This is a genomic window from Chryseobacterium sp. 27AL (assembly GCF_057815395.1).
Map to the genome: position 1 here is coordinate 1,123,160 of NZ_JBYRIW010000001.1, position 25,575 is coordinate 1,148,734.

A 25,575-nucleotide genomic window follows, 5' to 3' on the forward strand; every position below is an offset into this window, starting at 1 on the left:
AAAAAGTAAGAAGTAAGAAGTAAAAAAGTTATAGCAGAATAAAAAAGTTAAATATCCTTCTGTCATTCTGAAAGAACGAAGAATTTCTACAATCAAACTATTAAGATTCTGAACTTCGCACGCCAACATTCAGCTTATATTAAAAATGAAACTTTTAAGACAATCTCTAACTACTTAAAGTTAAAAAAGAAATTCATGCAAGCATTTACATTTAATTCTAAAAACAAGCATTAAGTATATGCCTGAATTATTTAAATCCAATACAACTGCATTAAAAATTTTGAATTAAATTCGGTACTTTAAAAAAGATCTTGAATGATACAACTTCCACTGTCAAAGCTTTCCAATGTAGGAACCACCATATTCAGCCAGATGACGCAGCTGGCCAATGAAAATGAAGCCATCAATCTGTCACAGGGATTTCCGGATTTTATGCCGGATCCTGAGCTGTTAAACTATGTTGATCATTTTATCAAAAAAGGATTTAACCAGTATGCGCCAATGGGCGGAATGATCGGCCTAAAAGAAGAAATCGCCAAAAAAATCGAAAATGCCCATCAGGCAGTATATCATCCGGATCGGGAGATCACGGTGACAGCGGGCGGTACCCAGGCTATTTTTACCGCGATTGCCAGCTTTGTAAAAAAAGATGATGAAGTGATTATTTTTGAACCGGCCTACGATTGTTACGAGCCTACCGTTGAGCTTTTCGGGGGAATTGTAAAACGCTTTGAAATGAAAGCACCGGATTATGAAATCGACTGGAATACCGTAAAGAATCTGGTTACTGATAAAACAAGGATGATCATCATCAACAATCCGAATAATCCTGCCGGGAAGGTTTTAAAAGAAAATGACATTCAGGAACTTATTAAAATAGTCAAAGAAACATCCATACTTATTTTAAGCGATGAAGTGTATGAAAATATCGTTTTTGACGGAAGAGAGCATTTAAGCGTCAGTAAATATCCTGAATTAAAAGAAAGAAGTATTATGATCGCATCATTCGGAAAGCTATTTCATGTGACAGGCTGGAAGATTGGATATTGTGCTGCTCCCGAAAATCTGACTAATGAATTCAGAAAGATCCACCAGTTCAATGTTTTTTCTGTTAATACACCCATTCAGCTTGCATTGGCTGAATACATGAAAAACCATGACCATTACAATTACCTCAATCAGTTTTTTCAGGAAAAAAGGGATTTTTTACGACAGGGACTGTCGAATACGTCTTTTGAATTGCTGGATTGTGAAGGAACGTATTTCCAGGCTTTACGATATGATAAGATCTCTGATAAAAATGATCTTGATTTTGCCCGTGAGCTTACGATTTCCCATAAAGTAGCGAGTGTTCCGTTTTCATCTTTTTATAAAAATAAGCGGGACGAAAAGGTAATCCGTCTGTGTTTTGCCAAAAAGCAGGAAACGCTGGAAAGGGCGATTGAGAATTTATCGAAGTTATAAAATAAATTCCGGTGGCTTCGGCTCCGCTCAGCCACCGGAAGATGAAGTATATCGGCTTTTACAGGGGAATTATATTTTACACATGAGCCACAAAAGAGATTTTTGATTTCTTGGAAAACATTTCAGAGCACATTAGAGAAAAAATCAAAGATTTTTAAAAACTTATGTGTTCTAAAATATACGCAAAGCTTTATTCTAATGTGACTTATGTGCTTAAAAAGCTTTTGCCACTTTTGTGGTTAAAATTTCAATGGGCTGCATGGATTTGAACGCAGAGCTCACGGAGAAATGTCACTGCATTCTGTTGAAAGGTTCACAAAGCCGTTTCACTTATAAAAGATCACTAAGGCTCACTTAAAACCTGTCAAATATTGAACATTTAATTTCTTATAATTTCTTCATGATAAAATAAAAAATCAAAGATTTTTAAAAACTTATGTGTTCTAAAATATACGCAAAGCTTTATTCTTTAATCTAATGTGGCTCATGTGTTTAAAAAGCTTTTGCCACTTTTGTGGTTAAGATTTCTAAGCGTTTCACGGATTTTTACGGATAAATGTATTTACACATAAGTCACAGAAGAATTTTCATATCTTGAAAATATTGTAGAGCACATCAGAGAAAAAATCAAAGATTTTTAAAGCTTATGTGTTCTAAAATATACGCAAAGCTTTATCCTTTAATCCAATGTGGCTCATGTGTTTAAAAAGCTTTTGCCACTTTTGTGGTTAAAATTTCAATGGGCTGCATGGATTTGAACGCAGAGCTCACGGAGAAATGTCACTGCATTCTGTTGAAAGGTTCACAAAGCCGTTTCACTTATAAAAGGTCACTAAGGCTCACTTAAAACCTGTCAAACATTGAACATTTAATTTCTTACAATTTCTTCATTATAAAATAAAAAATCAAAGATTTTTAAAACTTATGTGTTCTAAAATATACGCAAAGCTTTATCCTTTAATCCAATGTGACTCATGTGTTTAAAAAGCTTTTGCCGCTTTTGCGGTTAAGTTTCCACGCGTTGCACGGATTTTCACAGGTGATGGTGGAGCTTCAGAGCTTCCTTTTCTAAATTGGTAATTTGACAGCACTAATTATCAATTTAAACCGGTGATTTCGAGAGTCTCAATCACCGGTTTTTAAATTATTTATTATAAAAACATTCCGCCGGAAGCTTCAATTCTTTGTCCGTTGATCCAGCCGGCATCTTCGGTACAAAGGAAAGCGACTACTCCACCGACATCATCCGGAAGTCCGGCTCTCCCTAACGCTGTATTGCCTGCAACCATCGCATTGATATTTTTATCATCTCTGGTTCTTCCGCCTCCGAAGTCTGTTTCAATTGCACCCGGAGCCACAACATTCGCTTTGATCTTTCTTGGCCCCAGCTCTTTGGCCATATATCTTGTAAGCATTTCTACCCCTGCTTTGATCGAGCCGTATACAGAAGATCCCGGCAGCGCAAATCTCGCAAGCCCTGAAGAAACGTTGATAATTCCGCCATTGTCATTGATGAAGGGTAAAAACTTCTGAGTAAGGAAAAATACACCCTTAAAATGAATATCCACCACATCGTCAAGCTGCTCTTCCGTAATATCAGGAATCGGTGCATACAGGGCTGTTCCTGCATTATTCACTAAATAATCAATGTTTCTGCTTCCTATATTTTCCTCAAGATGATCACCTACGGTTTTCACGAAAGCATCAAAACTTCCCGTATCTTTTGTGTTGAGCTGATAAGCGATCGATTTTCTGCCCAATGCCTGAATTTCACTCACTACTTTATCAGCCTCTTCTTTATTGCTGTTGTAGGTAATGATCACATCAAGACCCTTCTCGGCAATTTTAATTGCTGAATTTCTTCCCAAACCACGGCTTCCGCCGGTAACTACTGCAATTTTTGTTCTTGCTTCCATTTTTTATTATTTTTTTGATAAAACAAAGTTCACTCATTTCAGGACATCCGTGTTAGCTTTAATCAAACTGAAATTTGCAAAATTCAAATCACGACCGGAATTCCAGTGGTGCCAATGTTGTCTTTTTCTTAAAAAAGTTGGAAAAATGGGCGATTTCTTCAAATCCTAAGGCATAAGATATTTCAGAGACATTCCATTTTGTTTGTTTGAGCAGTATTTTTGCCTCCTGAACAATTCTTTCGGCAATAATTTCAGTAGTAGTCTTACCGGTGCTTTCCTTTAATTTTTTGTTTAAATAATTCACATGAACTGCCAGCCGGTCGGCATAGTCCTTTGCTGTTTTCAGCTGGAGTCGCTGATCGGAAGACTCAATAGGAAACTGCCTTTCCAGCAATTCAATAAACAGGGAAACCACGCGTAACGAAGCATCATTTGAGGTTGATAATTTTGAGGCAGGCTGCAGCTTCTGCCCGTAATGAATAAGCTCTAACACGTAATTTCGGATAAGATCATATTTAAAAATATAATCGGAATCAATTTCTGTTTTGATCTTCCGGTACAGCTGCTCGAATTTCGTCTGCGAGATCATCATCAATTTCAAATAAAGGAATATTCCCCGGCTGGAAGATCGGCAGGTCTTCAAGCGTGTTGTATGATTTATCTTTAATAAAAAAATCTTCGGTAAATACACAAAAACTTCCTGACTGGTTATTGTCTTCGGGAATCCAATGATACGGCACTTTGGGGGTAGCAAACAGCAAAGCATTCTTTTTAATCTGTATGACCTTGTCTGCATATTCCGCCCTGTTCCTTCCTCTGATCAGGCTTATTTTATAATATTTCCGCCTGTTGTACGGCATCTCCGAAGTCAGTTTTATTTTTTCTAAGGTCTGTGCAATATCAAATACATTGAAATGCCCGATTTCTTTGTGCAGGCCTTTGGGAAATATGTTTTCAAGATCTGTTCCGAGCTTGGAAGTCATTTCACGGTAAAAATCATCCAGTGATGCATAGGAAGTATGTGCTGTTTTTTCCATACCTAAAATTTGTATAATTCAAATGTACGAAATATTGTGTGTTAAAATTAAATATCAATTCCTCCGATCATTTCCAACTCCCATTTCCCGTTTTTGTATTCGGCGGAATAATCACGCTCATAACTGCTGCCTGATTTTGAGATATAAAATTTATCCGGATCTTTCTTATCTTTTTTCATTTTAGAAATATTTTCTCTTGTAACGTCTGTCATTTTCACATAATACGTTTTCTTATTATCACTTTCCGGAATAAAAAGAATCCTGTAATCCGGACTAACCTGATGAAAGTAATCGCAATCATTTTCAAAAATCATGAACGTATAATGTTGCTTCTTTAGATCACTTTCTCCCTCTGCATATTGAGGCATCAATAATTCATAAAGCTCGGTAAATTCATTCTTCGATGATCTGAACATGGGATTAAGATCATCAAAATCGGTGATCCCGTCACCATCGGTATCCTTACTTTCAGGATTAAGTCCGAAACTCTTTTCAAAGATATCATTGTAGCCATCATGATCAGAATCTTGTGTCAGATCTTTCAGACTGATCTTAAACAATTTACCATCACTTATTGCTGAATAATCGTCATAGCCGGGTAATCCGGGAACTTTTATGATCTTCACGAAACTACCCTCCAATTCAAGAAAATTACCATTGATAATTGGCTTTTGCTGAATATCATTAACATAATAATGACTAAAGCTCAGGCCTAAGAAATATGCAGAAGGTTTATCATTCTCAATTTTAAGCAACCAAAAACCAAGGTCGTTAGTTCCCAACGCATACAGACTGTTTCCAACCTGCTGTTTATGAGAACAGGAAAATTGATCTGAAAATTTCTCTTTAAAAATCTTATATTCCTCCTGATGTGTTTTCCATCTTTTCTCCAGGATTTCATCGGAATCATAACGCTGCCTCGACTCCAGACTGTCCTGTTTAAAAGACCGGTATTTCTCAAGATTTATAATTTCAAGATAATCCGGCTTATTTTCCAGGATCTGACCTGCAGTAAAAGGCTTTTTCTCCTGATAATAAGTCAATTTATCTTTCAAGCCAGAAAAACATCTGTCTTCAACAGTTTCCGAACAGGAGAAAAGCAATACCAATATAAGAGAATAAATGATTTTCATAATTAAAAGTTTCCGACAAGAATGCAAAAAACGCTCCCAAAATGAATCGGAAGCGTTTTTCTATTATAACTAACTTTAATATTTTCTTATACGTTGAATCTGAAGTGCATGATGTCGCCATCTTTTACAACATATTCCTTGCCTTCTACGGAAAGCTTTCCGGCTTCTTTTACTTTCGCTTCGGAACCGTAATTAACATAATCATCGTACTTGATCACTTCTGCACGGATGAAACCTTTCTCAAAGTCGGTGTGAATAACTCCGGCAGCCTGAGGGGCAGTCCAGCCCTGTCCGATCGTCCAAGCTCTTACTTCTTTCACTCCTGCTGTAAAGTATGTTTGAAGCTTCAACAAATCATATGCTTTTCTGATCAGACGGTTTACACCCGGTTCAGTAAGTCCCAATTCCTCAAGGAAAATTTCTCTTTCCTCATAGGTTTCCAGTTCATTGATATCCGCTTCGATCTGAGCGGCCAATACTACAACTTCAGCCCCTTCATTTTTAGCCATTTCCTCGATCTTACCGATCCACTCGTTTCCGTTTTTAATGGAGTTTTCATCAACATTGCAAACATAAAGAACCGGCTTATTCGTCAAGAGCTGAACTTCTCCTATAATAGATTTTGTAAAATCATCGGTTGCAAACTCTCTGGCATTCTTTCCGTCTTCCAGGAATTTCTGAAGACTCTGAAGCGTTTCATATGTCAGGATATCTTCCTTTTTCCCGGATTTGATGAACTTTTTCGCTTTTTCGACAGCTTTTCCTACGGTTTCAAGGTCTTTCAGCTGAAGCTCGATATCGATAATTTCTTTATCTCTCAATGGATCTACAGAACCTTCAACGTGTACGATGTTTCCGTTATCAAAACATCTTAAAACATGAATGATCGCCTCACACTCGCGGATGTTGGCCAGGAACTGGTTTCCAAGACCTTCTCCCTTGCTTGCGCCTTTCACAAGACCGGCAATGTCTACAATCTCTACAACCGCCGGCAAAACTCTTTCCGGTTTTACTATTTTTTCCAGTTCAAACAATCTGTGGTCCGGTACCGACACGGTTCCCAGATTGGGTTCGATGGTACAGAAAGGATAGTTGGCCGACTGTGCTTTTGCGTTGCTCAGGCAGTTAAAAAGAGTTGATTTACCTACATTCGGTAAGCCTACGATTCCACATTTCATAACGTAAGATTCAAAGTTTAATGTTTAAAATTCAAGGTTTGGCGTTTAGCGTGTAAGATAATATTATACTTAAATAATGAACTTAAACCCGAAACCACCATCTTTGAATTATGAGTGTGCAAAGATAGTGATTTTACACAGAGTTTCATAATAAAAAAATCTGCCAGTTGTCTGACAGATTTTTAGTAATTTAATTCACCAAAAGGCTTTTTTATGGATTATCACCCGTTGCTTCCTGTGCGAGAGGAACATCATTCGGTGCCTTTTCCAATGTTTTATCTAAAGTAAATAACGACTCGTCAGTTGCTCTGTCGCCACCGGCAATCTTCAGTTTGTCCATCAGGTTCATCGCAAGGGTTTCTTCTTCGATCTGTTCCTGAACGAACCACTGCATGAAATTCCAGGTTGCCCAGTCTTTTTCCTGCAATGCCAGGTCTACCAGTCTGTAAATCGAGGTCGTATTGTCAACTTCATGTTTGAAAACACCTTCGAAACAAGCGGTTAAAGATTCCGGATCAGCCGGTGGCGCCTGTATGGCTTCTACTTTCGGTTTACCACCTCTGTTCAGCACGTATTCCATAAATTTGATTGAATGATTTCTTTCTTCCTGGGCATGTCTGTACAAAAAGTTGGCGATCCCCTGATATCCTTTATCATCCGCCCAAATTCCGTAAGATAAGAAAACATGTGCAGCGTGGATCTCTTTGTTCATCTGATCACTAAGCGCTTTTTCCATAGCCTCGGAAAGTCTGTTAGTATTCATAATTCATATTTTTTAGTGATTATGTATGAACAGGATGCAAAAATGGTTCCGAGAAGATTCGATCAGCTATTATTAAACTTGTGGTATTTATAACAATCTGAAATACTTTAATTTATAAATATAATTTATAGTTATTCTAAACTTCTATCCTTTTAAACGGCAGTTTTAATCAGAAATGTTTTTCAATTTTTTAGAAGCTGTTTCCCGCTTTCCGCACTCGCTATTTTATTAGTTTGGGCTGCGGCGGCTTCGCCGCCGCAGCCCAAACTAATAAAATGAGCTCAAACAAATGCTTCAATCGGGGCTAGGCTGACAGTCTTTCACTCACCCAATAAACACAATTATAATCTTTGACTCTAATTATTTACAACTGACCATTGATTTGCGCAGCAAAAATTACTTTTATAAACCACCCCGTCTCCTCCCGATGGTCGGATCCACCCCTCCAAAGGAGGGGAATTTGTTACCGTTAAGCTACTGGGAGTGAAAGTCTACTATTTAGATCGTAGGTAAAGCACCGCCGTCAACTGAGTAATTAACTCCTGTAATGTATTTGGCTTCAGGAGATGCGAGGAATCCGACAAGACTTGCAACTTCTTCAGGTTCTGCCATTCTTCCCAGCGGAACGTTCAGTTTTTCCATAACGGATTTATAAGCTTCTTCTGCTGTAACAGAGGATGACTTCGCCATATTTTCAATGAATTCCAACATAAGAGGGGTTTCCACCAACCCGGGTGAAACTACATTCACGCATATCCCATGCTTAGCGACTTCATTCGCGAGTGCTTTGCTGTAAGCATTCAATGCTGCTTTTGCAGAAGAATAGGACATCGTCATCTCCCAGATTGGCAGTTTTGCAGCTCCTGTAGAAATATTGATCACCACTCCGCTTTTTTGTTCGATCATTGTTGGCAATAAGGCCTTGTTAATACGAACAACCGACATAAAATTGAGCTGCCAGTCATTATTCCAGTCTTCATCAGAAAGAGTGCTGAATCCACCGCCCGGACTTAAGTTAGCACCTGCATTGTTAACGATAATATCGATTCTTCCATATTTCTCCAAAATTTCTTTGGCAATCACTTCCGCACTCTCAGGCTGGAAAAAATCTGAAGAAATAAAATGCTGTCCATCTGTATTTTCAGCCGGAGCAGTTCGGGCCGTAATGATTACCTGTGCTCCTGCATTGCTTAATGTATCGGCGATCGCTTTACCGATGCCTTTTGTTCCGCCCGTTACCAGGGCAACCTGTCCTTTTAATGAATTGTTCATAATTTTTCTTTTAAATCTATTGCAAAGAAAACCACAATACTTTACTTTTGCAAGTAGTTACACCAATGTATAGTAATAACACGAAGTAAAGGATTGAAGTAAATCAATACGTTATGAACAAAAAAAATGTACAGCCTGTTGCAGAAAAATGTGCACTGCAGGAAATTTTAGGGGTTATCGGAGGAAAATGGTCGATGTCCATCATCTATGCTTTGTTTACGGGGAAAAAGCGTTTCAGTGAATTAGAACGTCTTATTCCCAATATCAGCACGCGAATGCTGGTGAAGGAACTGAAGAATATGGAAGCTAATGGTATTGTTGTGAGAGAAGTTTTTGCAACCGTTCCGCCAACTGTTGAGTATACACTGACTGTAAAAGGTGAAAAACTAGAACCTATTATTAACGAACTGCATAAATGGGGCGTTGAATATGTGATCTGATGATTTAGAAAATAATCCTTTTTCTCGCACAAATTTCTCCGATGACAGTGTTGCAGTGTTGTCATTCTGAATGAAATGCAATGAAATGAAGAATCTCTTTTCCTCACGCAGATTTTACGGATGATCGCAGATGTTCATATTCTAGTTTGTCATTATGAATGAAACGAAGAATCTCTTTTTTCCACAAATTTCTCAGATGGCCGCAGATGATTGTGTTCTAGCTCTGTCATTCTGAATGGAATGCAATGAAATGAAGAATCCCTTTTCCTTACGCAGATTTATCAGATGGCCGCAGATGATTGTGTTCTAGCTCTGTCATTCTGAATGAAATGCAGTGAAATGAAGAATCTCTTTCATGTCCCGTAGATTTTACGGATGATCGCAGATGATTGTGTTGTAGCTCTGTCATTCTGAATGAAACGAAGAATCTCCTAAAATTGATTTTCAAGAGATTCTTCGTTCCTTAGAAATTAAGGGTAGATGCAGTCAATAACAAAAATGAAATTATTTTGATTGATGAGGCCTGTATTGATTACTTTACTTTTTTTGCCATATAATCACTTTCATTTCCTAACCGGTCGATGGATTTGATGGCAACTGCGTTCAGAACCTTTCCGTTTTTAGATTTCGGAATTTCCTTTGAAAGCTGATCCAGTGTCAGGATTTCTGTTTCCCAGATACCGTTGTACTGCGTAAAAAGTACCCACTGGAAAACTTCCTTTATGTTTTTCGTACTCCAGCTTACCTGTGCAAAGCTTCCGTTATCATTTATGAACAAAGTCGGAGTCTGCAGAGGAACAGCCTTTAACCAAGGTGATTTTGGCACCAAAGCTTTTTCTTTATAGGGCCCGTTCTTTAACCCCGGAAGCATGCCTGCATTCCTGGTCAGTCCGGCAATACTCCAGTGGATTTCCCCTGCGTTATTACCCAGCACCTGCCTTGAAATATCGATCTGGTTTCTGATCTCTGCAGGGCGGTCCGAAGATTTTATTTCCACCGTATTCAATCCCGGCCACAAATGACGGTTTAAGGTATTTTCCGACTTCCACCATCTTAAAAGGGCTTCAAAAGGCTGCCCCTTGGATTCTACGGGCCAGTACAGCTGTGGGGAGAAATAGTCAACCCAGCCTTTGTTCAACCATAATTTGGCATCAGCGTACAGCTCATCATATTGGGAAGAGCCGACAATGCCTTCCGGATAGCCCGGCTTCCAGATCCCGAACGGACTGATCCCGAACCGTACATAGCTTTTCTCGGCATGAATTTCTTTGTAGATTCTTTCCACAAATTTATTCACATTATCCCTTCTCCAGTCGGCTCTGGAAAGTGTTCCTCCGTTTCTCAGGTATTCATTCCATGAAGCATTGTCAGGGAAATCAGCACCCCGGTTATAGGTGGCATACGGATAGAAATAGTCATCAAAATGTACCGCATCAATATCATAGCGTGTAACAATATCTTTTACCACATTGGAGACGTGTCCCTGTGTTTTGGGATTAGCGGGATCAAACCAGTACATTCCGTTCTTTAATCTCACTATAATATCCGACAGCTTATTGACCATCGACAGGCTGTTCGGCGAACCTCCATTAGAATGATGGGCACGGTACGGATTCAGCCATACGTGAAGCTCCAGTCCTCTTTTATGGGCTTCATCGATCCAGAACTGCAGAGGATCATAATTGGGATAGGGGGCCAATCCGGTCTGACCTGTAAGGAAATACGACCACGGTTCAATATTGCTCGTATACAAAGCATCGGCAGAAGGCCGCACCTGGAAGATCACGGCATTGAAATTATTGTCTTTCAACATATCGAGCATGCTAATCGCTTCTGCTTTCTGCTGGTCGACGGATAGGTTGTTTCTCGAAGGCCAGTTGATGTTGGCGACACTGGCAATCCAGGCTCCGCGAAATTCTCTTTTTATTTCAGGAAGTACCGTTCTGAATGTCTCATCGGGAGGAATTGCGACTTCCGGTTTCGGACCGGCAGGCGGAGTATTTTTGGTATTTGAAGTGTTTTTTGTTGGGGTGGAAGCTTTTACTGCGTTATTCTGGGTCGAACAGGACACCAGTGATGTAAAAAATCCTGATAATATGATTAGTTTTAAGTAATTTATTCTCATATCTGCAAAACTACATTAATTTATTTTGTTGATTTAAATTACAATAATAAAATGAAATAATTATTGTTTTTAATGCTAAGGTCGCTAAGATTTTTTAACTACTAGCTGTTTTTAAGTTTGCTAAGGCGTTCTACTTAGCGAAGACCGCGAAGGATTTCTAAAAGAAATTAAGTTTTATTCTCACGCTGATTTTACGGATGATGCAGATTTCATTCAATAAACTGTTTTACGGTTGTGTATATGATGTTATGATAAAGATTTATTTTTTTATTATGAGATTTTCATGTTGAAAGCATCTCGATACCGCATTATTTTTAAAACACTAAGAGCGTGTTTAAATTCTAAATATATTTTTTAACATTAAGAAATTAAGGCTTAATTCCTTAAATAACTTAATTAAATCAATTAATTAATTGATTTCTTATTTTTTTACCACTTAACAAACTGAATTCCTTAATGTTAATATTAATAATACATTTCGTTTATTATCCTTTGGAAATAAGTTTAGAATTTAACTCCCGCTAATTTGCAGATGACGCGGATCTTTTTTATTCAGGGATTCTTATATTATTTAAACAAAAAAAAGCTCCGACAAATCGGAGCTTTGTATATATAAAGGGTTGATTACGCTTTCGCTGATCTTTCCACTTTTTTTCTTTCTTCTTCGGAAAGGATTTTCTTTCTCATACGGATGAAGTTTGGTGTTACCTCGATGGCTTCATCAGCCTGGATGTATTCCATACATTCTTCCAGAGAGAATAAGATTTTTGGTGCTACTCCGGTATCTTTATCTTTACCTGCCGCTCTCATGTTGTTCAGCTGTTTTGCTTCAACGATGTTTACGACAAGGTCACCAGGTTTGTTTTGTTCACCAATAATCATTCCTGCATAGATTTCCTCTCCCGGATCTACGAAGAACTTACCTCTGTCCTGAAGTTTGTTAATAGAATATTCGGTAGCCGGCCCTTGGGTTTTGCTGATCAATACCCCGTTGTTTCTTCCAGGAATAGCCCCTTTGAAAGGCTTATATTCTGTGAAACGGTGCGCCATGATCGCTTCTCCCGCAGTAGCCGTAAGCATTTGAGAACGTAATCCGATCAATCCTCTTGAAGGAATTTCGAACTCCATGTGCTGCATTTCTCCTTTGGTTTCCATGATGTGAAGGTCACCTTTTCTCTGCGTTGCAAGGTCAATTACTCTTGATGCATACTCTTCAGGAACGTCAACTACCAATGATTCGTAAGGCTCACAGTTTACGCCATCGATTTCTCTCAGGATTACCTGTGGCTGTCCGATCGTCATTTCATACCCTTCTCTTCTCATTGTTTCAATTAAAACCGATAAGTGAAGAATCCCTCTACCAAATACTAAGAAAGTGTTGGCATCATCTGTCTGCTGAACTCTTAATGCCAGGTTTTTCTCTAATTCTTTGGTTAATCTTTCTTTCAGGTGGTTAGAGGTAACATATTTACCGTCTTTCCCGAAGAAAGGGGAATTGTTGATGGAGAACGTCATGTTCAGCGTAGGCTCATCAATGGCTGTTCTTTCCAATGGCTCAGGATTTTCAAGGTCTACAAATGAGTCCCCGATCTGGAAAGCATCGAAACCTACGACAGCACAGATATCTCCTGCCTGTACTTCGGTTACTTTTTTCTTTCCTAATCCTTCAAAAACATATAATTCTTTTACTTTTCCTTTTACAATTTTACCGTCTGCCTGGGCAAGACCGATCCATTGCGATTCTTTAAGCTCTCCTCTGGTCACTTTTCCGATGGCGATTCTTCCTAAGAAAGAAGAGTAATCAAGCGAAGTAATTTGCATCTGAAGGTTTCCTTCCGTTACTACCGGTGCCGGAACATACTGCAGGATCCCATCCAATAATGGTAAAATGTCTTCAGTCTGCTCTAAGGAAGTGTTGAACCAACCTTGCTTAGAAGATCCGTAGAATGTTGGGAAATCCAACTGTTCTTCCGTTGCATCAAGGTTGAAGAACAGGTCAAATACCTGGTCGTGAACCTCATCCGGACGGCAGTTTGGCTTATCTACTTTGTTGATTACTACCAAAGGTCTTAGTCCTAATTCCAACGCTTTCTGAAGTACGAATCTGGTCTGTGGCATTGGCCCTTCGAAGGCATCCACCAACAGGATTACCCCGTCTGCCATTTTCAGTACTCTTTCTACCTCTCCCCCGAAGTCGGCGTGACCGGGTGTATCAATTACGTTAATTTTCGTGTCTTTATAAGTAACAGAAATATTCTTGGATAAGATCGTGATCCCTCTTTCTCTTTCAAGATCGTTGTTATCCATAATTAACTCCCCACTCTCCTGATTTTCTCTGAAAATATTGGTAGCGTGGATGATCTTGTCAACCAGGGTCGTCTTACCGTGGTCAACGTGTGCGATGATCGCAATATTTCTAATGTTTTGCATAAAAGATTTTTACGGGTGCAAAAGTAGTGATTTTTAATGAAATACTCGCTAATAAGTTTTGTTAATTAACAAATTAATAATGAGCTTATTTAACAGAAATCATTGTAAGACGTGTTTGGATATATTCTATAAAACGATTTAAATAAAAGAAGATTACCGATCATCTTTTAAAACGTTATTTTTTTTAACCATTACGATGTGTTTAAGGAGTTATGAAGGGTTAAGAAAGATCTTTGAATACGATTCGTCAATTCGAACTTTAAGTGAAGAAAAATGTATCGGGAATTAAATTTGTCCTCAAATCACAACTCCTCGATATAATTTTTTGCAAATTATATAAACGCAAAGTTTTCGTTTTCAGTTTAATTCTTTGAGAAAGCAAAGAGGGCAGATTTCTTCTGCCTTTTAAGCGTACGCTTAATCATCCGTCTCCGACGGAATCTTTGGTTTACTTATCCATAAAAACATTTTTTCCTTGCGTTTAAGAGATTCTTGATGTAAAACATTTTTAATAACATCCCATAAAGTTTATAAACGCAAAGTTTCATTTTTCAGTCTAAATATTTTGAGAAAGCAAAGAGGGCAGATTACTCTGCCTTTAAGCGAACGCTTAGTTATCCGTCTCTGACGGAAATTTCTTTGCTTTACTTATCCATAAAAAAACATTTTTTCTTTGCGTTTAAGAGATTCTTGATGTAAAACATTTTTAATAACATCCCAATCTTTTGCACCTTTTGCGGTTAAATAGAAAGTTTAAACAAGTTTATTCATTGAATTCAGAAAATTACCACAATAACAGATCAAAACAGCCTGTATAAGAATGATTAATAAGAATTTCAATAGAAATGATCTTTTTGAAATTTTATGCCTGAACATCAGCATCCCCAGCAACGCGCCCACCGTTCCGCCTAAAAAGGTAAACGATAATAAGGTGGATTCGGAAATTCTCCGCTGGTGTCTGACGGCTTTCCGTTTGTCAATCCCGAAGAGGATGAAACTGATGATATTGATGACTGTTACTGCATAAAACATTACGCAAATCTAGCACAAAAAAATGATCCGGAATTTTTACATTTGCGGTAAATACTATCAATGACCATACAAGATCTCGCCGGAACGTATGCCATACACGGCAGCAATCAGGAAGAACCCGGGACCAGCGCTTACCAGGGAATCCTGACCTTATCCCTTGACGAAAACCAACGTATCATTGCCGAATGGCTGATTGGTGACCACGAACAGCACGGCACCGGCTTTTACAAAGACGGCATCCTGGTCATCAACTTCTGGTATGAAGGCGGAGATCAGGAAGTTTACAAAGGCACTGCCGTCTACAGCTGGATCAACAAAGATGTGCTGGATGGCTTCTGGTCCGAAAAGCACGGGGATCCGAGGTTTCTGGGGAATGAGTATGCGGTGAGGATATTTGGAGGTGGAGTACTGAATTGAAAGTCATTGCGAGCGAAGCGAAGCAATCTCAAACAACTATTTCAAATTCAATCTATTTTATCACCGGTAAATTTATCCCTATTTTATAAACTTTATGATAGGCATTAATTTCATCCCATTGTAATTCACCTAGATTTAAATTATTCTTACAAATACCATCAATTGGTTTTGGATAAATAATCAAGCATTCTATTTCTTCATTTAATTGAGGGAATTTATTTTTTACTTTATTTAGTCTTGCGTAGCCCGCAACCTGTCTTATATCATTATGCACCTGACTGTAATTATAATGCAGTTTATATTTAGCATCCACCACAATTTTTTTATCACCACTGCAAATCAAAAAATCCAAAGCATTTCCATGCGTTGAAAGCTGATAATTGAAGTCTTTTGCCTGGAGTCCAGGATTGTCTTTCAATAATTGGGCATAGACATACAGCTCGAACATTTTCGGCATATCGATCCAAAACGGAGGAGTAGAGATTTTCTCTTCTGTCGTTTTGGTAATATTATAAGAGAACCTTTTTAAGATTTGCTGTCCGATGCTTATTGCTTCTTTGTACTCTTTAAAAAAAGGGTTATGCTTATAATTTTTAATTTCCTGTATATTTATCTCTGATCCAATATGCTCAAAAGACGGACGAATATAATTGATCAACCAAAAAATTTCATCCTTATCTTTAAAATAAATCTTATTGTTCTCTACGTAGTTGGTACAGAAAATAAATACTTTATTTAAAAAACGATTTTCCAGAGAATCTTCTCCGAATACCTGATATTCGCAGACGGTATTCGTCAGTCGGTTCTTAAAAACGTTCTGTCTGATCTGCTGTCCGACTAAAATTTTACCCCTAACTCTGTTTCTAAGACTTTCCTGCTTTTTATAATAAGATTTTTTTAGACCTTTTCTGGCGATGTCTTTTAATAGATTAAGAAATCTAACCACCAGAAAAGGAGTTAATAAATCATGCTTTTGATTAATAAAAAGCTCCTGATCTTCCCAATCGACAAGCAGTAAATTTTCAGTATGCCTGGACACCTCGGAGTGAGACATGATCTGCATGAGCATTCCGATGACATCTACTTCATATTCTCTACCTGAAGATTGAATCTCTTCTTTATTCTTTTTATCCCATTGTTCAATTTCCTTTTCAGAAATCTTTTCATTGTCAGTATCAGAAACCTTTTCGAAAGATTCTACAAGCTTATTATTCAGCTTAGGTTCTACTTTTATATAGCGACTTTTATCTTTTGTAAGCCAGTCTATGCCTACGTAATAATCGGAACTGACATTAATTATCTTATCAGCAATTTGATGCTTCTTAAAACACAAATATTCTTTGCCACGCTCTTTTTTAAAAGTACGTGGTGATATCTCAATACTTTGATTAGGCAAACAGAATAGATGCTTATCCCTTTCTAACTCAAAAAGAGACTCTTCTTCTGTAATCGTTAATGCATGAGAAATATGTTCTTTCAGAATGATGCCCATCGTTACTCAATTTTTAAAGTAAATTGATTTTCAATTTCATTAATTTGTCCCAAAGCATCAGTTTTTAAAACTCCATCTCTTACATACTCAAGAAGGATAGGTTTAATTTCGTAATTCCAGCGTACTTTCATATCTCCTCCTTCTTCTGATTTATCAATAAAGTAAGAGTGTCCTAAAGCCACATCTTTTGGTTCAAATTCCTGAGAAATAAAATCTGATTTAGTCTCATACTCATTTTCTGTGAAAAGTACTTTTACAGCAGAAAACAGATCTGTATAAAATTTTCCTTCTTCCATTTCTGATGTTAAATCTTTTGGCATAACATCCACAAAAGCAAACCTTCTTCTGATGGCATAATCAATATGTCCTACACTCCGGTCTGCGGTGTTCATGGTTCCGATTATGTAGAGGTTTGGTGGAAGTACAATTTTGTTTTTCGTTAATGAATCGTCTACCAAATACATACTTTCAACTTCTTCACCACGATATTCTAATGCGTAAATTAATTCGCCAAGAACTGAAGAGAGATTGGCGCGGTTGATTTCGTCAATTATAAGAATGTATGGCTTTTTCTCTATTTTTTTAGCCTCGTTTGTTGCATTATACTGCAAATTATTTTCATCAAGATACTTTTTAAACTTTTCTACTAGGTTTTGATAAAGATAGTACATTCCGCTTCTTGCAGATTTAGACAACAATTCATTGTTTCTGATCTTACTTGTCATTTCGGATAAATACAACCCTATATAACCATTAATAATATCCGAATCCTTAACCAGAACAGAATCGTTTTCGTTACTGTAACGATTCACTCTCAGGGAATCATCTTCAACAAAAGTAATCTTTGGTTTTGTTCCTTCTTTAATCAATACTTCATTATCCGTCTCAATTTCTTTCTGTATACTTTCTTTAAATTTAACATACTGAGTATTTACCCAGTTTTCTTTTGAAATTTGTTCCGGGATTTTCTTTGAATCTAAATAATTTTTTAACGCTGCATCAGCAAACTCCCCTAAAATTTTATTAACATTTTTATATTCAATTTTATCACCTTTTGATTCTGCAACAATTCCTCTAACAAAATCTTCATAGGTGTAGCTCGGGTGAAACTGGATGATTTTAAATTGTTCGCTTTTTTGAAGTTCCTTTTCATCAAGTCCTAACATATTTTGTGCAATTGATTTTGCTTCTCTTGTTTTTCCCGTTCCGGGAGGACCTTGTAGTATGATTTGGTTTTTGTATTGGAGCAAGTTTACAATATGCTCATTTTTATATTTAGTTGAATTATTATCCATCATTGAAAGTAAATATTCATAATATTTTTTGCCATCGTCTAATCCGGAGTCATATCCCGTAATATCAGTTAGCGTTTTTACAGCCATATGTTGATCTATATCCCATTCTCCTTTCTTTTTCCATTCAACTTGTCTGGCGTGTTTATAATCTTCTCTATCTGCATCATAATAGTAATCTGAGCTAACCTCCCCAAATCCCATCAGTTGTTTTCTTCCTTTTTTAACGATAACGATATCACCGATATTCATTGAGTTGATAAATTCATCATTTGCAATGGTAGCATTAGACTTATTTTCATTCCCTCCGTAGGCATCATACAAAGCACTTTTGATTTCATCTCTATCTGCATAATTGTTAAGATCCTGAAGTTCATCCCATCCTAAAGCCATAATTCTGAGATCATAAAACTCATCCCATTTATAAGCAGATTCTCCCGGAGAATAGAGCCAATATCTTTTTTCGGAAATATGATTGTAAGTAACTGAACAGTACATGAAATCCTGAATCAGCAAATGCAAAGACTCATCTGTATAAAGATTGTTTTCAGTATTGTATTGCCGATACTGCTGAATGAATGGATCAGAAAGTATGATTTCTTTAATCTGATTGAGAATTTCAAGATAGATGATATAATTATGGTTTTGTCCTTTCCTTATAAAGCCCATACCCAACTGCTCTGCAAAATTTTTAACAAAGCTGAATTTAAAAAGTGAATATTTTGATGGGTTTTGCAAAAACAGATAAAGCGACATTGACCGGATGTCCTGACTGTGATAATTGAGTTTTTTATCCGGATATTTAGCCTGAAGTAATATAAGCTGATTATCAAAATATTTTTTAAAATCATCGAGACGTGTAAGAAGGTCTGCCTCTTCATCAAAAAGGTTTTCAAAGGCGGCCAATGTTTCATCCGGAAAATCATTGAAAAACCAATTTGCCATTGTGGTCGGGTAATAGTTAATGCTTGTCCAAAGATTATTCCTGCCTTTTACTTCAAAAGCTTCTTTAAACATTGTGATTTTATCATCAATATTCCAATTCCATTTATCTGAAACTTGCTTTAAAACGTTCCATTTGTATTTCTCGTCGTATATCGAAGAATCTTTAAAAAATTCTCCTTTGTACTGATTCCATTTTTTTTGAAAAAGTTCTTGGATCATGGGTTATAGTTATTAGTTTTTTTATCTTAGTTCTTACTCCACCTTCACTTGCCCATTCATCAGCATCGGCAAAAGCCAGTCTCGTAAGGAAGAGCGTTCTTGGTTTTGTTTGAAGTTTTCTTATTATTTAAATAAAATTGTTGGTTGGGTTAAGGAGAATGATTTCCATCCTTTTTTTTATTTTTTCTTACCATTGTTTTTGGATAATTTCATTTTTATTTTAGAACTATTTTATTTTGCACATTATCAAAACGGTAATTTATTATACCACCATTAATAAATAATTCAATTGCCTCATTTAAAACTTCTAAGGGAACAACAAACCATTCTCTAGGTATAAACCTTCTCCCATCAGCATTGTATAAATCAATATCTAAACAAACAGATGCAAATAAGCGATGCAGCAAATTTTCAAAATTTTGTATATTAATATTATAACAGTTGTATTTTGCTACAATACTTACTTCACTATACAAATACGTCGCTTCTTTATTTGCATTCTTAATTCTTGTTTCTACAGGAACTTTTGAAAAACCAATTTTATAAAGATCATTTAATTTTTTTATCTCAGGATTCTCAGATTTAGATTTTAGAATATATATCCAACCGCTTTCTATATCTTCTTCTTTTACCATTCCTGAATTTACAGCTAAATCTTTCTCAATATCATCAATAGGTTGAGTGATTAGTTTTCCACTTTTCTGAATAGCTTTTCCTAACGAACGAAAAAGCAGATTAGAAACTGTTCCGTTTTCAAAAATAGTTGTGGTAGGTCCATCTAAACGTATTCTATCACCAGTCTTATTCTCTTTAAGAGTTTTTTCTGCGTCGGATGATTCCAAATAAGCTAAAAGACCATCTACCAAATAGAAATTACCTTGCTTAAGATTAGTTTCAGCATCATTAAAAGGAAGCATTTTTCGTCTCCCTGATTTTAAATCACGATGTACATTCTGGAACATCACCTCATATTTAGCAAAGTCATCATCAGACAATGATTTTCTTTGTGCGATTGATTCTGCTTTTGCTCTTTTATCAATTTGAGGCGTATGCTTAAATTCAAAAATAGAATTATCTCCATCCGAATCAAGCAATCCCAATTCATCATCACTTATAATTTCATCAATTGATGGCGTTTCATATTCTACTTCACCGAGCAGATTAAACCTATCAAATGGTTTTACAATCCTTTTTTTACTTTCATTATTTCTAAATTCTTTCAGCCTAGCCAACAAAGAATATTCAGCAATGGAAGAGATGGACGGTTCTCTTTTGTTTTTCTCAAAGAAACTATTGATTTCTTCAAAAGACTCTATAAGACGGTCTTCATCTGTTTTGATAATAGATTTTTTCTCATTGGAATCTAATAAACCAAAGTCATCTTCATTAAATATATCATCTAAAGTCTTAGCCATTTTGCATTCTTTTTCTTTTAGCATCTTGAATAAATAGAAGTGCCTGAGCTAATCTCTGCTCAATTGGATTAGTAGATTGAATATTTGGTTTTTCGCCAGTTTCTTTAACCCAAACATTTATTTTAGGCCAAAGAATAATGGCTTCCTGCTCTGTCATTTCAATCTTAGTTATATTGATGGTATCTTGAATTGCACGCAAAACTGAAGTAGTAACACTTTTAGAAAGAATTTCAAATGCTTTCTGGAAAGGATTTACACGGTCAATTAATTCAATATTAATATCGTCAATGTTTACAAAACTTCCTGCCATTTTTATAAATTTCTTAGAACCTTGTTCTTCAACAGTACTATTTTTTATTACTGAATCTACCACTACATATTGCCTAACCGCTTCTACATCATCTTCTGATAAATCTGGGTACACTTCTCTGATGATTTTCGGAATCAGAACCGTATTGATAACTTCAGGTTCTAAATTTCCTGGTAATGCTTTTAGCATAGTATCATCTTGTAAAATGCGTGCTTTCAAATCATTTAAGTCAGTTTCTATAATATCTTTTGCACGCTGAGAGGTTGGTGTTTTAAATCCACGTATTTTGATGGTTGGTTTTCCATTTTCCCCTTCCTCATCTTCCAAATCATCCTCATCATTATCCATTGGCTTAAATTTGAAGTTTGGAGAAAGAACTTGTTCCATAAGTAATGACGCTGTAATGGCTTTCAACATATTGTTTACCGCCAGTTTAACATCGTCATCTACTGCATCAGGTTGTGCGATCAAATTGGTAAATTGAGCGTGCTTTTTGTTGCTGCTATCTCGGGTTGCTCTACCAATAATTTGTATTATTTCCGTTAATGAACCTCTGTAACCTATGGTTAGAGCGTGTTGGCAAAAGGGCCAGTCAAAACCTTCTTTAGCCATCCCTAATGCGATAATCATATCTATATCATCGGCTGAGCTTACACCACGCAAATAAGCTACAATCTTATCTCTATCTTTTGGATTATCGTTCACTAAATCTGCAATTTTCAGAATCCTTCCGCTTCGCTTGCTTTTAACAAACAACACTCCTGTTTCAGAATCCTGATAGTCTAATTCGCCAATACAGTCAATAACGTGAGTTACTTCATCATTTTTTTGTTTAGATGATTCTGCCGAGTTTACGCTCGGAATATGAATAATTGTTTTTAAATCTTCATCCAGAATTTCTTCTAATGCAGACATATTATGTTCCGGCTGAACTTTGTAATATCTCCCCTGATAAAAATGATATCCAATTCCTAAAGATTTCAAATATTCATAGCCATTTAATTGATCGTAATAATTGTACGTCATTTTTACAAATTTCTCTTCATCTTCCGGTAATAGAACAGGAACACTGTCCCCTCGGAAATATGAGCCTGTCATTGCCACAATATGAGCCTTAGAATTAGCCATTATATTGCGCATTACATTTCCTAATTTATTATCGCCATCTGCTGAAACGTGGTGAAATTCATCAATGGTTATCAAACAATCATTCAATTCTTTTTCATCTAACCCCTCAAATGCAAAACGCAAAGTGGCGTGTGTACAAATCAAAACCTTCTCATCGCTTTGCAAAAATTGATGAAATGCTTTTACTTTTCCAGCATCACTTCCCGGTGTGCAAAGATTATATTTTTGATTGGGCTCCCAATTGGCAAAAAAACCATACTTTTTTAATTCTGTAGGACTGAAAGAATTTCCGATGGAACGCTCTGGAACAGCTACAATTACTTTTTTAATGCCTTGGTTGATTAATTTGTCTAGTGCAATAAACATCAAAGCACGAGATTTTCCCGATGCTGGTGGTGCTTTTAGCAAAAGGTACTTAGCTGTTCTGGCTTCATACGCTTTTGCCTGCATTTCACGCATTCCCAATTCATTGGTCTTTTTGCTTTGCCCTGTTTGCGCATACTCCACTTTAACTAAGTTGATGGGTTTTATATAATCGGTATGGTTATCTTTTTCCATTTTCTTCTTTACAATTATTGATTTTCTTAATAATTTAAGTCTTCGACAAGCTCAAACTGACAATGCTGCCTTAAGATAAATCTGATTTTTTCTTTCTTGTTTTCTTTTGCTTCGCAAAAAGCGTGTCTTTTTTGGTCATCTCATCATAACGCTTAAACAAATGTTCCAGACGTTCTGCATCCGAAGTAAAAGGATTTCCCATTCTGTAGATTTCCTCTATGGCTTTATCCAGATTTTGATGTGCCTCTTTTAAACCTTTGGGCATTGTTTCGGGATTATACAACCAAGCCATCGTTTTCTCCGGAAATTTCGCACGTTCATCTAAAATAGCAAACACATATTCATTAATAGTCAGTTTTTGCTTTTCGCTGATTTCAGGAAATGGAAAAGTATTGTAACACAATTTTGCTGAATATCTATAATCTGTTTTCAATTTTCCACCGACTGCATCTACCCAAACCATATGCATTTTAGAATGGAGAATGCCAAAAATTAGCGGTGTTGCATCATAAATTGCCATTGCTGAATCTGCAATTACAGTGTCGCTATTAAAAAAGCCAAGTGGTATATATTCTCTTGTTTCTGATGAATGACGAGGTACTAAAATAGAATCTGTTTCTTTATGACCTGAAAAATAAAATAAATTAGGAGTTGTGGCCTTTTCTCTTGTGCTTTTTTCACTACTCTTGATTCTGTGTTCATACACCTTTTCAAATCTATCTTTTAAGGCTGGAACCAAATTAGCTTCAGCATATTCGTCATTTTCAACAAATAAACAATAACGATGTCCTCCATTTAAAAAATCGTGTGCTCCAATAAATTTCTTTATGAACTTTGTTTGATTGGGATTACTAGCTTTAAATTCTTCATAATCTTCTTCTGAAAACAAAAGCTTACCACCATCATTTGGCATATTACCAAAAAGCATCTGTGGGAATTTAGACAAAGACTTTGATTTACCTTCAATAATAACATCTGCACAATCTAACAAATAAGCATTTACGTTTTTAGCTTCTTTGCGAATATTATTGCTATAAAGATATTTGGGTTTTGTAGATTTATTTCTTAAACCTACAATTATTACAGTTACCCCCGCATTACCGATGGCGTTATTTGACCATTTAAATGATTGATGAGCAAATGAAATCTCAATATTTTCATTCAAAATTCTTGGCCAAGTCAATGCAACCAATAAACCTTGGCAAACAGAATTGGTTGAAACTAATGCTAATTGCGCATTACAGTTTTTAATAAACTTTGCTCCTTTATAAAACCAAATAGAAACGTAATCTAAACTTTTATAATCTGTTCGGAAAACAAATTCCATATCAGATTTCTGCTCTGCATCTTGGTTCCTACTTCCTAAATATGGCGGATTCCCAATAATGTAAATTTCATCGCCTTCACTTTTAGGACAAACTTCTTCCCAGTTTATTCGTGCCGCATTTCCTGCAACAATATTTCCTGCTTGTTTCAATGGTAAAATAGGCTCAGATTTACCAAAGCCTTCTAACTTTTCATCAAAATATAAGTTCATCTGATGTTCTGCCAACCAGAGAGAAAGAATTGCCATTTCGTGGGCAAAATCTTTTATTTCTATTCCGTAGAATTGCGAGAGTTTGATATTGCTCACAAAGCTTTGACCTCCAAATAAATTGGCATTTTCTAAAGCAATAAGTTGTTGAATAACCTTAACTTCAAGATTCCGTATTTCTTTGTAGGTAATAATGAGGAAATTTCCGCTTCCACAGGCTGGATCAAAGAATTTGATTTTAGAAATCCTATCAATCAATTTTCTTAAGCCTTTTGGATTTTCCATATTTTTATCAAACTCATCTTCGAGCTCATCTAAAAATAGTGGCTTAATCAATTTCAAGATATTCTCCACAGAAGTGTAATGCATTCCCAAATTGCTTCTTTGTTCAGGATCTGCAACCGCCTGTATCATCGAACCAAAAATATCCGGATTGATTTCGCTCCAGTTCAATTCGCCAGATTCTACCAATATGTTTCTCGATTTCTTACTGAATTTTGGACAGATAATTTCATCTTTGAAAAGGCCACCATTTACATACGGAAAATCTTTTAAATAATCAGGGAAATCGCCTGTTTTGCTATTTAGCTTTTTGAATAAAATATTCAAAAAAACATTTACATCAGAACCATCTTCATTGGTATTATTTACTAACGTTTCAGTAAAGATGTTTTCTACCTCAAAAATACCCGTATCTTCCGCAAAAAAACAAAACAGCAATCGGGAAAGAAATAAGTTAAGATGATGACTGCCATTTGCCAACCACTCTGGATTGTCATTTACCAAAATTTCATACAATCGGCCCAATTGATAGGCAGCATCTCTATCTGCTTTGTTATTAGTGGAAACTTTGTAAATTTCTGCACCAGAAAGTGGCAAGAAAAACTCTACTTGTTCAGGAAGTTCAGCAAAAGAAAATCGTTTGTTGACTTTTAGTTTCACATCGACGGCCACAATCGTCTCATAATCTGAAACTACAATGAAACGAGGATTATGCTTTAGAATCTTTTCGTCTTTTACAGCTTCGTCAATTATATCTAAAAGATTTTCAGCGATTTCTTCCTTAAAGTATATTTTATTTTTATATAGTAATTCTCTTTCTTTTTTTGACAGATTAGAGTCACCTTTTCTTAATCTGGTAATAGCATTTTTTGAAATACCAAAAGCCAACAGAAAATCATAAATGAAGTTTTCTTTGTCTAAGTTTGCTACAATATCAGATAATTTCTGCTTTATTTCCTGTGGTTTCATTACTTCATTTTTAAAGGTATCAAATATAGCCAAAATAATTATTTTTATAAGTTATCATGTTAATAGATATGATTGTAAAAACTACTCTGAGAAGCAAAAGATAATGCACTTGTATAGATATGCTATAATAACATTTATATCAATATAGATGATTAAAGAATCAATATTTTTCTACCTGTTCAATATTCAATGTGTATAAACAACAATACATTGATCGTTAAAGT

At 36.2% G+C, this 25,575-nt stretch carries 16 protein-coding genes and 1 pseudogene; 3 read left to right on the forward strand and 14 right to left on the reverse strand.

The window, feature by feature from the left end:
- The first annotated feature begins 315 nt into the window (after positions 1 to 315).
- Entirely contained in the window at positions 316 to 1,464 is a 1,149-nt protein-coding gene (locus tag AC3WV0_RS04950; protein ID WP_488844488.1) for a methionine aminotransferase, read from the forward strand.
- Between the two features lie 1,151 nt (positions 1,465 to 2,615).
- On the opposite strand, the gene AC3WV0_RS04955 is transcribed toward AC3WV0_RS04950, so the two are convergent.
- The 6 genes and pseudogenes from AC3WV0_RS04955 to AC3WV0_RS04980 form a co-directional block, all read right to left on the reverse strand.
- Positions 2,616 to 3,380, reverse strand: a complete 765-nt coding sequence (locus tag AC3WV0_RS04955; RefSeq protein ID WP_488844489.1) for an SDR family NAD(P)-dependent oxidoreductase — start codon at positions 3,378 to 3,380, stop codon at positions 2,616 to 2,618.
- A gap of 88 nt (positions 3,381 to 3,468) precedes the next feature.
- A pseudogene (locus AC3WV0_RS04960) lies at positions 3,469 to 4,417 on the reverse strand (helix-turn-helix domain-containing protein).
- Positions 4,418 to 4,464: 47 nt separating this feature from the next.
- On the reverse strand, positions 4,465 to 5,550 hold the full coding sequence (locus AC3WV0_RS04965) for a hypothetical protein (protein WP_488844491.1): 1,086 nt from the start codon (positions 5,548 to 5,550) through the stop codon (positions 4,465 to 4,467).
- An 86-nt stretch (positions 5,551 to 5,636) separates the two neighbouring features.
- Positions 5,637 to 6,728, reverse strand: a complete 1,092-nt coding sequence (ychF, locus tag AC3WV0_RS04970; RefSeq protein ID WP_090001008.1) for a redox-regulated ATPase YchF — start codon at positions 6,726 to 6,728, stop codon at positions 5,637 to 5,639.
- A 211-nt stretch (positions 6,729 to 6,939) separates the two neighbouring features.
- Complete coding sequence (locus AC3WV0_RS04975) at positions 6,940 to 7,491, reverse strand: ferritin (protein WP_090001010.1); 552 nt, start codon at positions 7,489 to 7,491, stop codon at positions 6,940 to 6,942.
- A gap of 498 nt (positions 7,492 to 7,989) precedes the next feature.
- Positions 7,990 to 8,763: an SDR family oxidoreductase gene (locus AC3WV0_RS04980; RefSeq protein WP_488844494.1), complete on the reverse strand. Its 774-nt coding sequence runs from the start codon at positions 8,761 to 8,763 to the stop codon at positions 7,990 to 7,992.
- A gap of 113 nt (positions 8,764 to 8,876) precedes the next feature.
- Between AC3WV0_RS04980 and AC3WV0_RS04985 the strand changes: the two genes are divergently transcribed.
- Complete coding sequence (locus AC3WV0_RS04985; RefSeq protein WP_090001014.1) at positions 8,877 to 9,203, forward strand: winged helix-turn-helix transcriptional regulator; 327 nt, start codon at positions 8,877 to 8,879, stop codon at positions 9,201 to 9,203.
- Between the two features lie 532 nt (positions 9,204 to 9,735).
- Here the strand turns inward: AC3WV0_RS04985 and AC3WV0_RS04990 are convergent.
- The 3 genes from AC3WV0_RS04990 to AC3WV0_RS05000 all read right to left on the reverse strand — a co-directional run bounded on the left by AC3WV0_RS04990 (position 9,736) and on the right by AC3WV0_RS05000 (position 14,790).
- Positions 9,736 to 11,328 carry a glycoside hydrolase family 10-like protein gene (locus tag AC3WV0_RS04990; RefSeq protein ID WP_488844496.1) on the reverse strand — a complete coding sequence of 531 codons (1,593 nt, stop codon included), beginning with the start codon at positions 11,326 to 11,328 and terminating at the stop codon, positions 9,736 to 9,738.
- 624 nt (positions 11,329 to 11,952) lie between these two features.
- Positions 11,953 to 13,758, reverse strand: a complete 1,806-nt coding sequence (gene typA / locus AC3WV0_RS04995; RefSeq protein ID WP_090001021.1) for a translational GTPase TypA — start codon at positions 13,756 to 13,758, stop codon at positions 11,953 to 11,955.
- Positions 13,759 to 14,511: 753 nt separating this feature from the next.
- A complete protein-coding gene (locus AC3WV0_RS05000) occupies positions 14,512 to 14,790 on the reverse strand; it encodes a DUF1294 domain-containing protein (RefSeq protein WP_488844498.1) in 279 nt (92 codons plus the stop codon).
- A gap of 60 nt (positions 14,791 to 14,850) precedes the next feature.
- Between AC3WV0_RS05000 and AC3WV0_RS05005 the strand changes: the two genes are divergently transcribed.
- Positions 14,851 to 15,207 carry a hypothetical protein gene (locus tag AC3WV0_RS05005; RefSeq protein ID WP_488844500.1) on the forward strand — a complete coding sequence of 119 codons (357 nt, stop codon included), beginning with the start codon at positions 14,851 to 14,853 and terminating at the stop codon, positions 15,205 to 15,207.
- A 52-nt stretch (positions 15,208 to 15,259) separates the two neighbouring features.
- Here AC3WV0_RS05005 and AC3WV0_RS05010 read toward each other — a convergent pair whose 3' ends face one another.
- The 5 genes from AC3WV0_RS05010 to AC3WV0_RS05030 form a co-directional block, all read right to left on the reverse strand.
- Entirely contained in the window at positions 15,260 to 16,699 is a 1,440-nt protein-coding gene (locus tag AC3WV0_RS05010; protein ID WP_488844502.1) for a 5-methylcytosine restriction system specificity protein McrC, read from the reverse strand.
- A gap of 2 nt (positions 16,700 to 16,701) precedes the next feature.
- Entirely contained in the window at positions 16,702 to 19,155 is a 2,454-nt protein-coding gene (locus AC3WV0_RS05015; RefSeq protein WP_488844504.1) for an AAA family ATPase, read from the reverse strand.
- Between the two features lie 215 nt (positions 19,156 to 19,370).
- Entirely contained in the window at positions 19,371 to 20,570 is a 1,200-nt protein-coding gene (locus tag AC3WV0_RS05020; RefSeq protein ID WP_488844506.1) for a GIY-YIG nuclease family protein, read from the reverse strand.
- Positions 20,563 to 22,566 (reverse strand): DEAD/DEAH box helicase, encoded by a 2,004-nt coding sequence (locus AC3WV0_RS05025; RefSeq protein WP_488844508.1) that lies wholly within the window; start codon positions 22,564 to 22,566, stop codon positions 20,563 to 20,565. The genes AC3WV0_RS05020 and AC3WV0_RS05025 overlap by 8 nt, the downstream gene beginning before the upstream one ends.
- A 70-nt stretch (positions 22,567 to 22,636) precedes the next feature.
- Positions 22,637 to 25,351 (reverse strand): class I SAM-dependent DNA methyltransferase, encoded by a 2,715-nt coding sequence (locus AC3WV0_RS05030; protein ID WP_488844510.1) that lies wholly within the window; start codon positions 25,349 to 25,351, stop codon positions 22,637 to 22,639.
- Positions 25,352 to 25,575 lie beyond the last annotated feature (224 nt).

Excerpts from the sequence above, each read along its gene's own strand:
- AC3WV0_RS04950 (WP_488844488.1), top strand. The coding sequence starts at position 316 with ATGATACAACTTCCACTGTCAAAGCTTTCCAATGTAGGAACCACCATA.
- AC3WV0_RS04955 (WP_488844489.1), bottom strand. The coding sequence starts at position 3,380 with ATGGAAGCAAGAACAAAAATTGCAGTAGTTACCGGCGGAAGCCGTGGT.
- AC3WV0_RS04965 (WP_488844491.1), bottom strand. The coding sequence starts at position 5,550 with ATGAAAATCATTTATTCTCTTATATTGGTATTGCTTTTCTCCTGTTCG.
- ychF (WP_090001008.1), bottom strand. The coding sequence starts at position 6,728 with ATGAAATGTGGAATCGTAGGCTTACCGAATGTAGGTAAATCAACTCTT.
- AC3WV0_RS04975 (WP_090001010.1), bottom strand. The coding sequence starts at position 7,491 with ATGAATACTAACAGACTTTCCGAGGCTATGGAAAAAGCGCTTAGTGAT.
- AC3WV0_RS04980 (WP_488844494.1), bottom strand. The coding sequence starts at position 8,763 with ATGAACAATTCATTAAAAGGACAGGTTGCCCTGGTAACGGGCGGAACA.
- AC3WV0_RS04985 (WP_090001014.1), top strand. The coding sequence starts at position 8,877 with ATGAACAAAAAAAATGTACAGCCTGTTGCAGAAAAATGTGCACTGCAG.
- AC3WV0_RS04990 (WP_488844496.1), bottom strand. The coding sequence starts at position 11,328 with ATGAGAATAAATTACTTAAAACTAATCATATTATCAGGATTTTTTACA.
- typA (WP_090001021.1), bottom strand. The coding sequence starts at position 13,758 with ATGCAAAACATTAGAAATATTGCGATCATCGCACACGTTGACCACGGT.
- AC3WV0_RS05000 (WP_488844498.1), bottom strand. The coding sequence starts at position 14,790 with ATGTTTTATGCAGTAACAGTCATCAATATCATCAGTTTCATCCTCTTC.
- AC3WV0_RS05005 (WP_488844500.1), top strand. The coding sequence starts at position 14,851 with ATGACCATACAAGATCTCGCCGGAACGTATGCCATACACGGCAGCAAT.
- AC3WV0_RS05010 (WP_488844502.1), bottom strand. The coding sequence starts at position 16,699 with ATGGGCATCATTCTGAAAGAACATATTTCTCATGCATTAACGATTACA.
- AC3WV0_RS05015 (WP_488844504.1), bottom strand. The coding sequence starts at position 19,155 with ATGATCCAAGAACTTTTTCAAAAAAAATGGAATCAGTACAAAGGAGAA.
- AC3WV0_RS05020 (WP_488844506.1), bottom strand. The coding sequence starts at position 20,570 with ATGGCTAAGACTTTAGATGATATATTTAATGAAGATGACTTTGGTTTA.
- AC3WV0_RS05025 (WP_488844508.1), bottom strand. The coding sequence starts at position 22,566 with ATGGAAAAAGATAACCATACCGATTATATAAAACCCATCAACTTAGTT.
- AC3WV0_RS05030 (WP_488844510.1), bottom strand. The coding sequence starts at position 25,351 with ATGAAACCACAGGAAATAAAGCAGAAATTATCTGATATTGTAGCAAAC.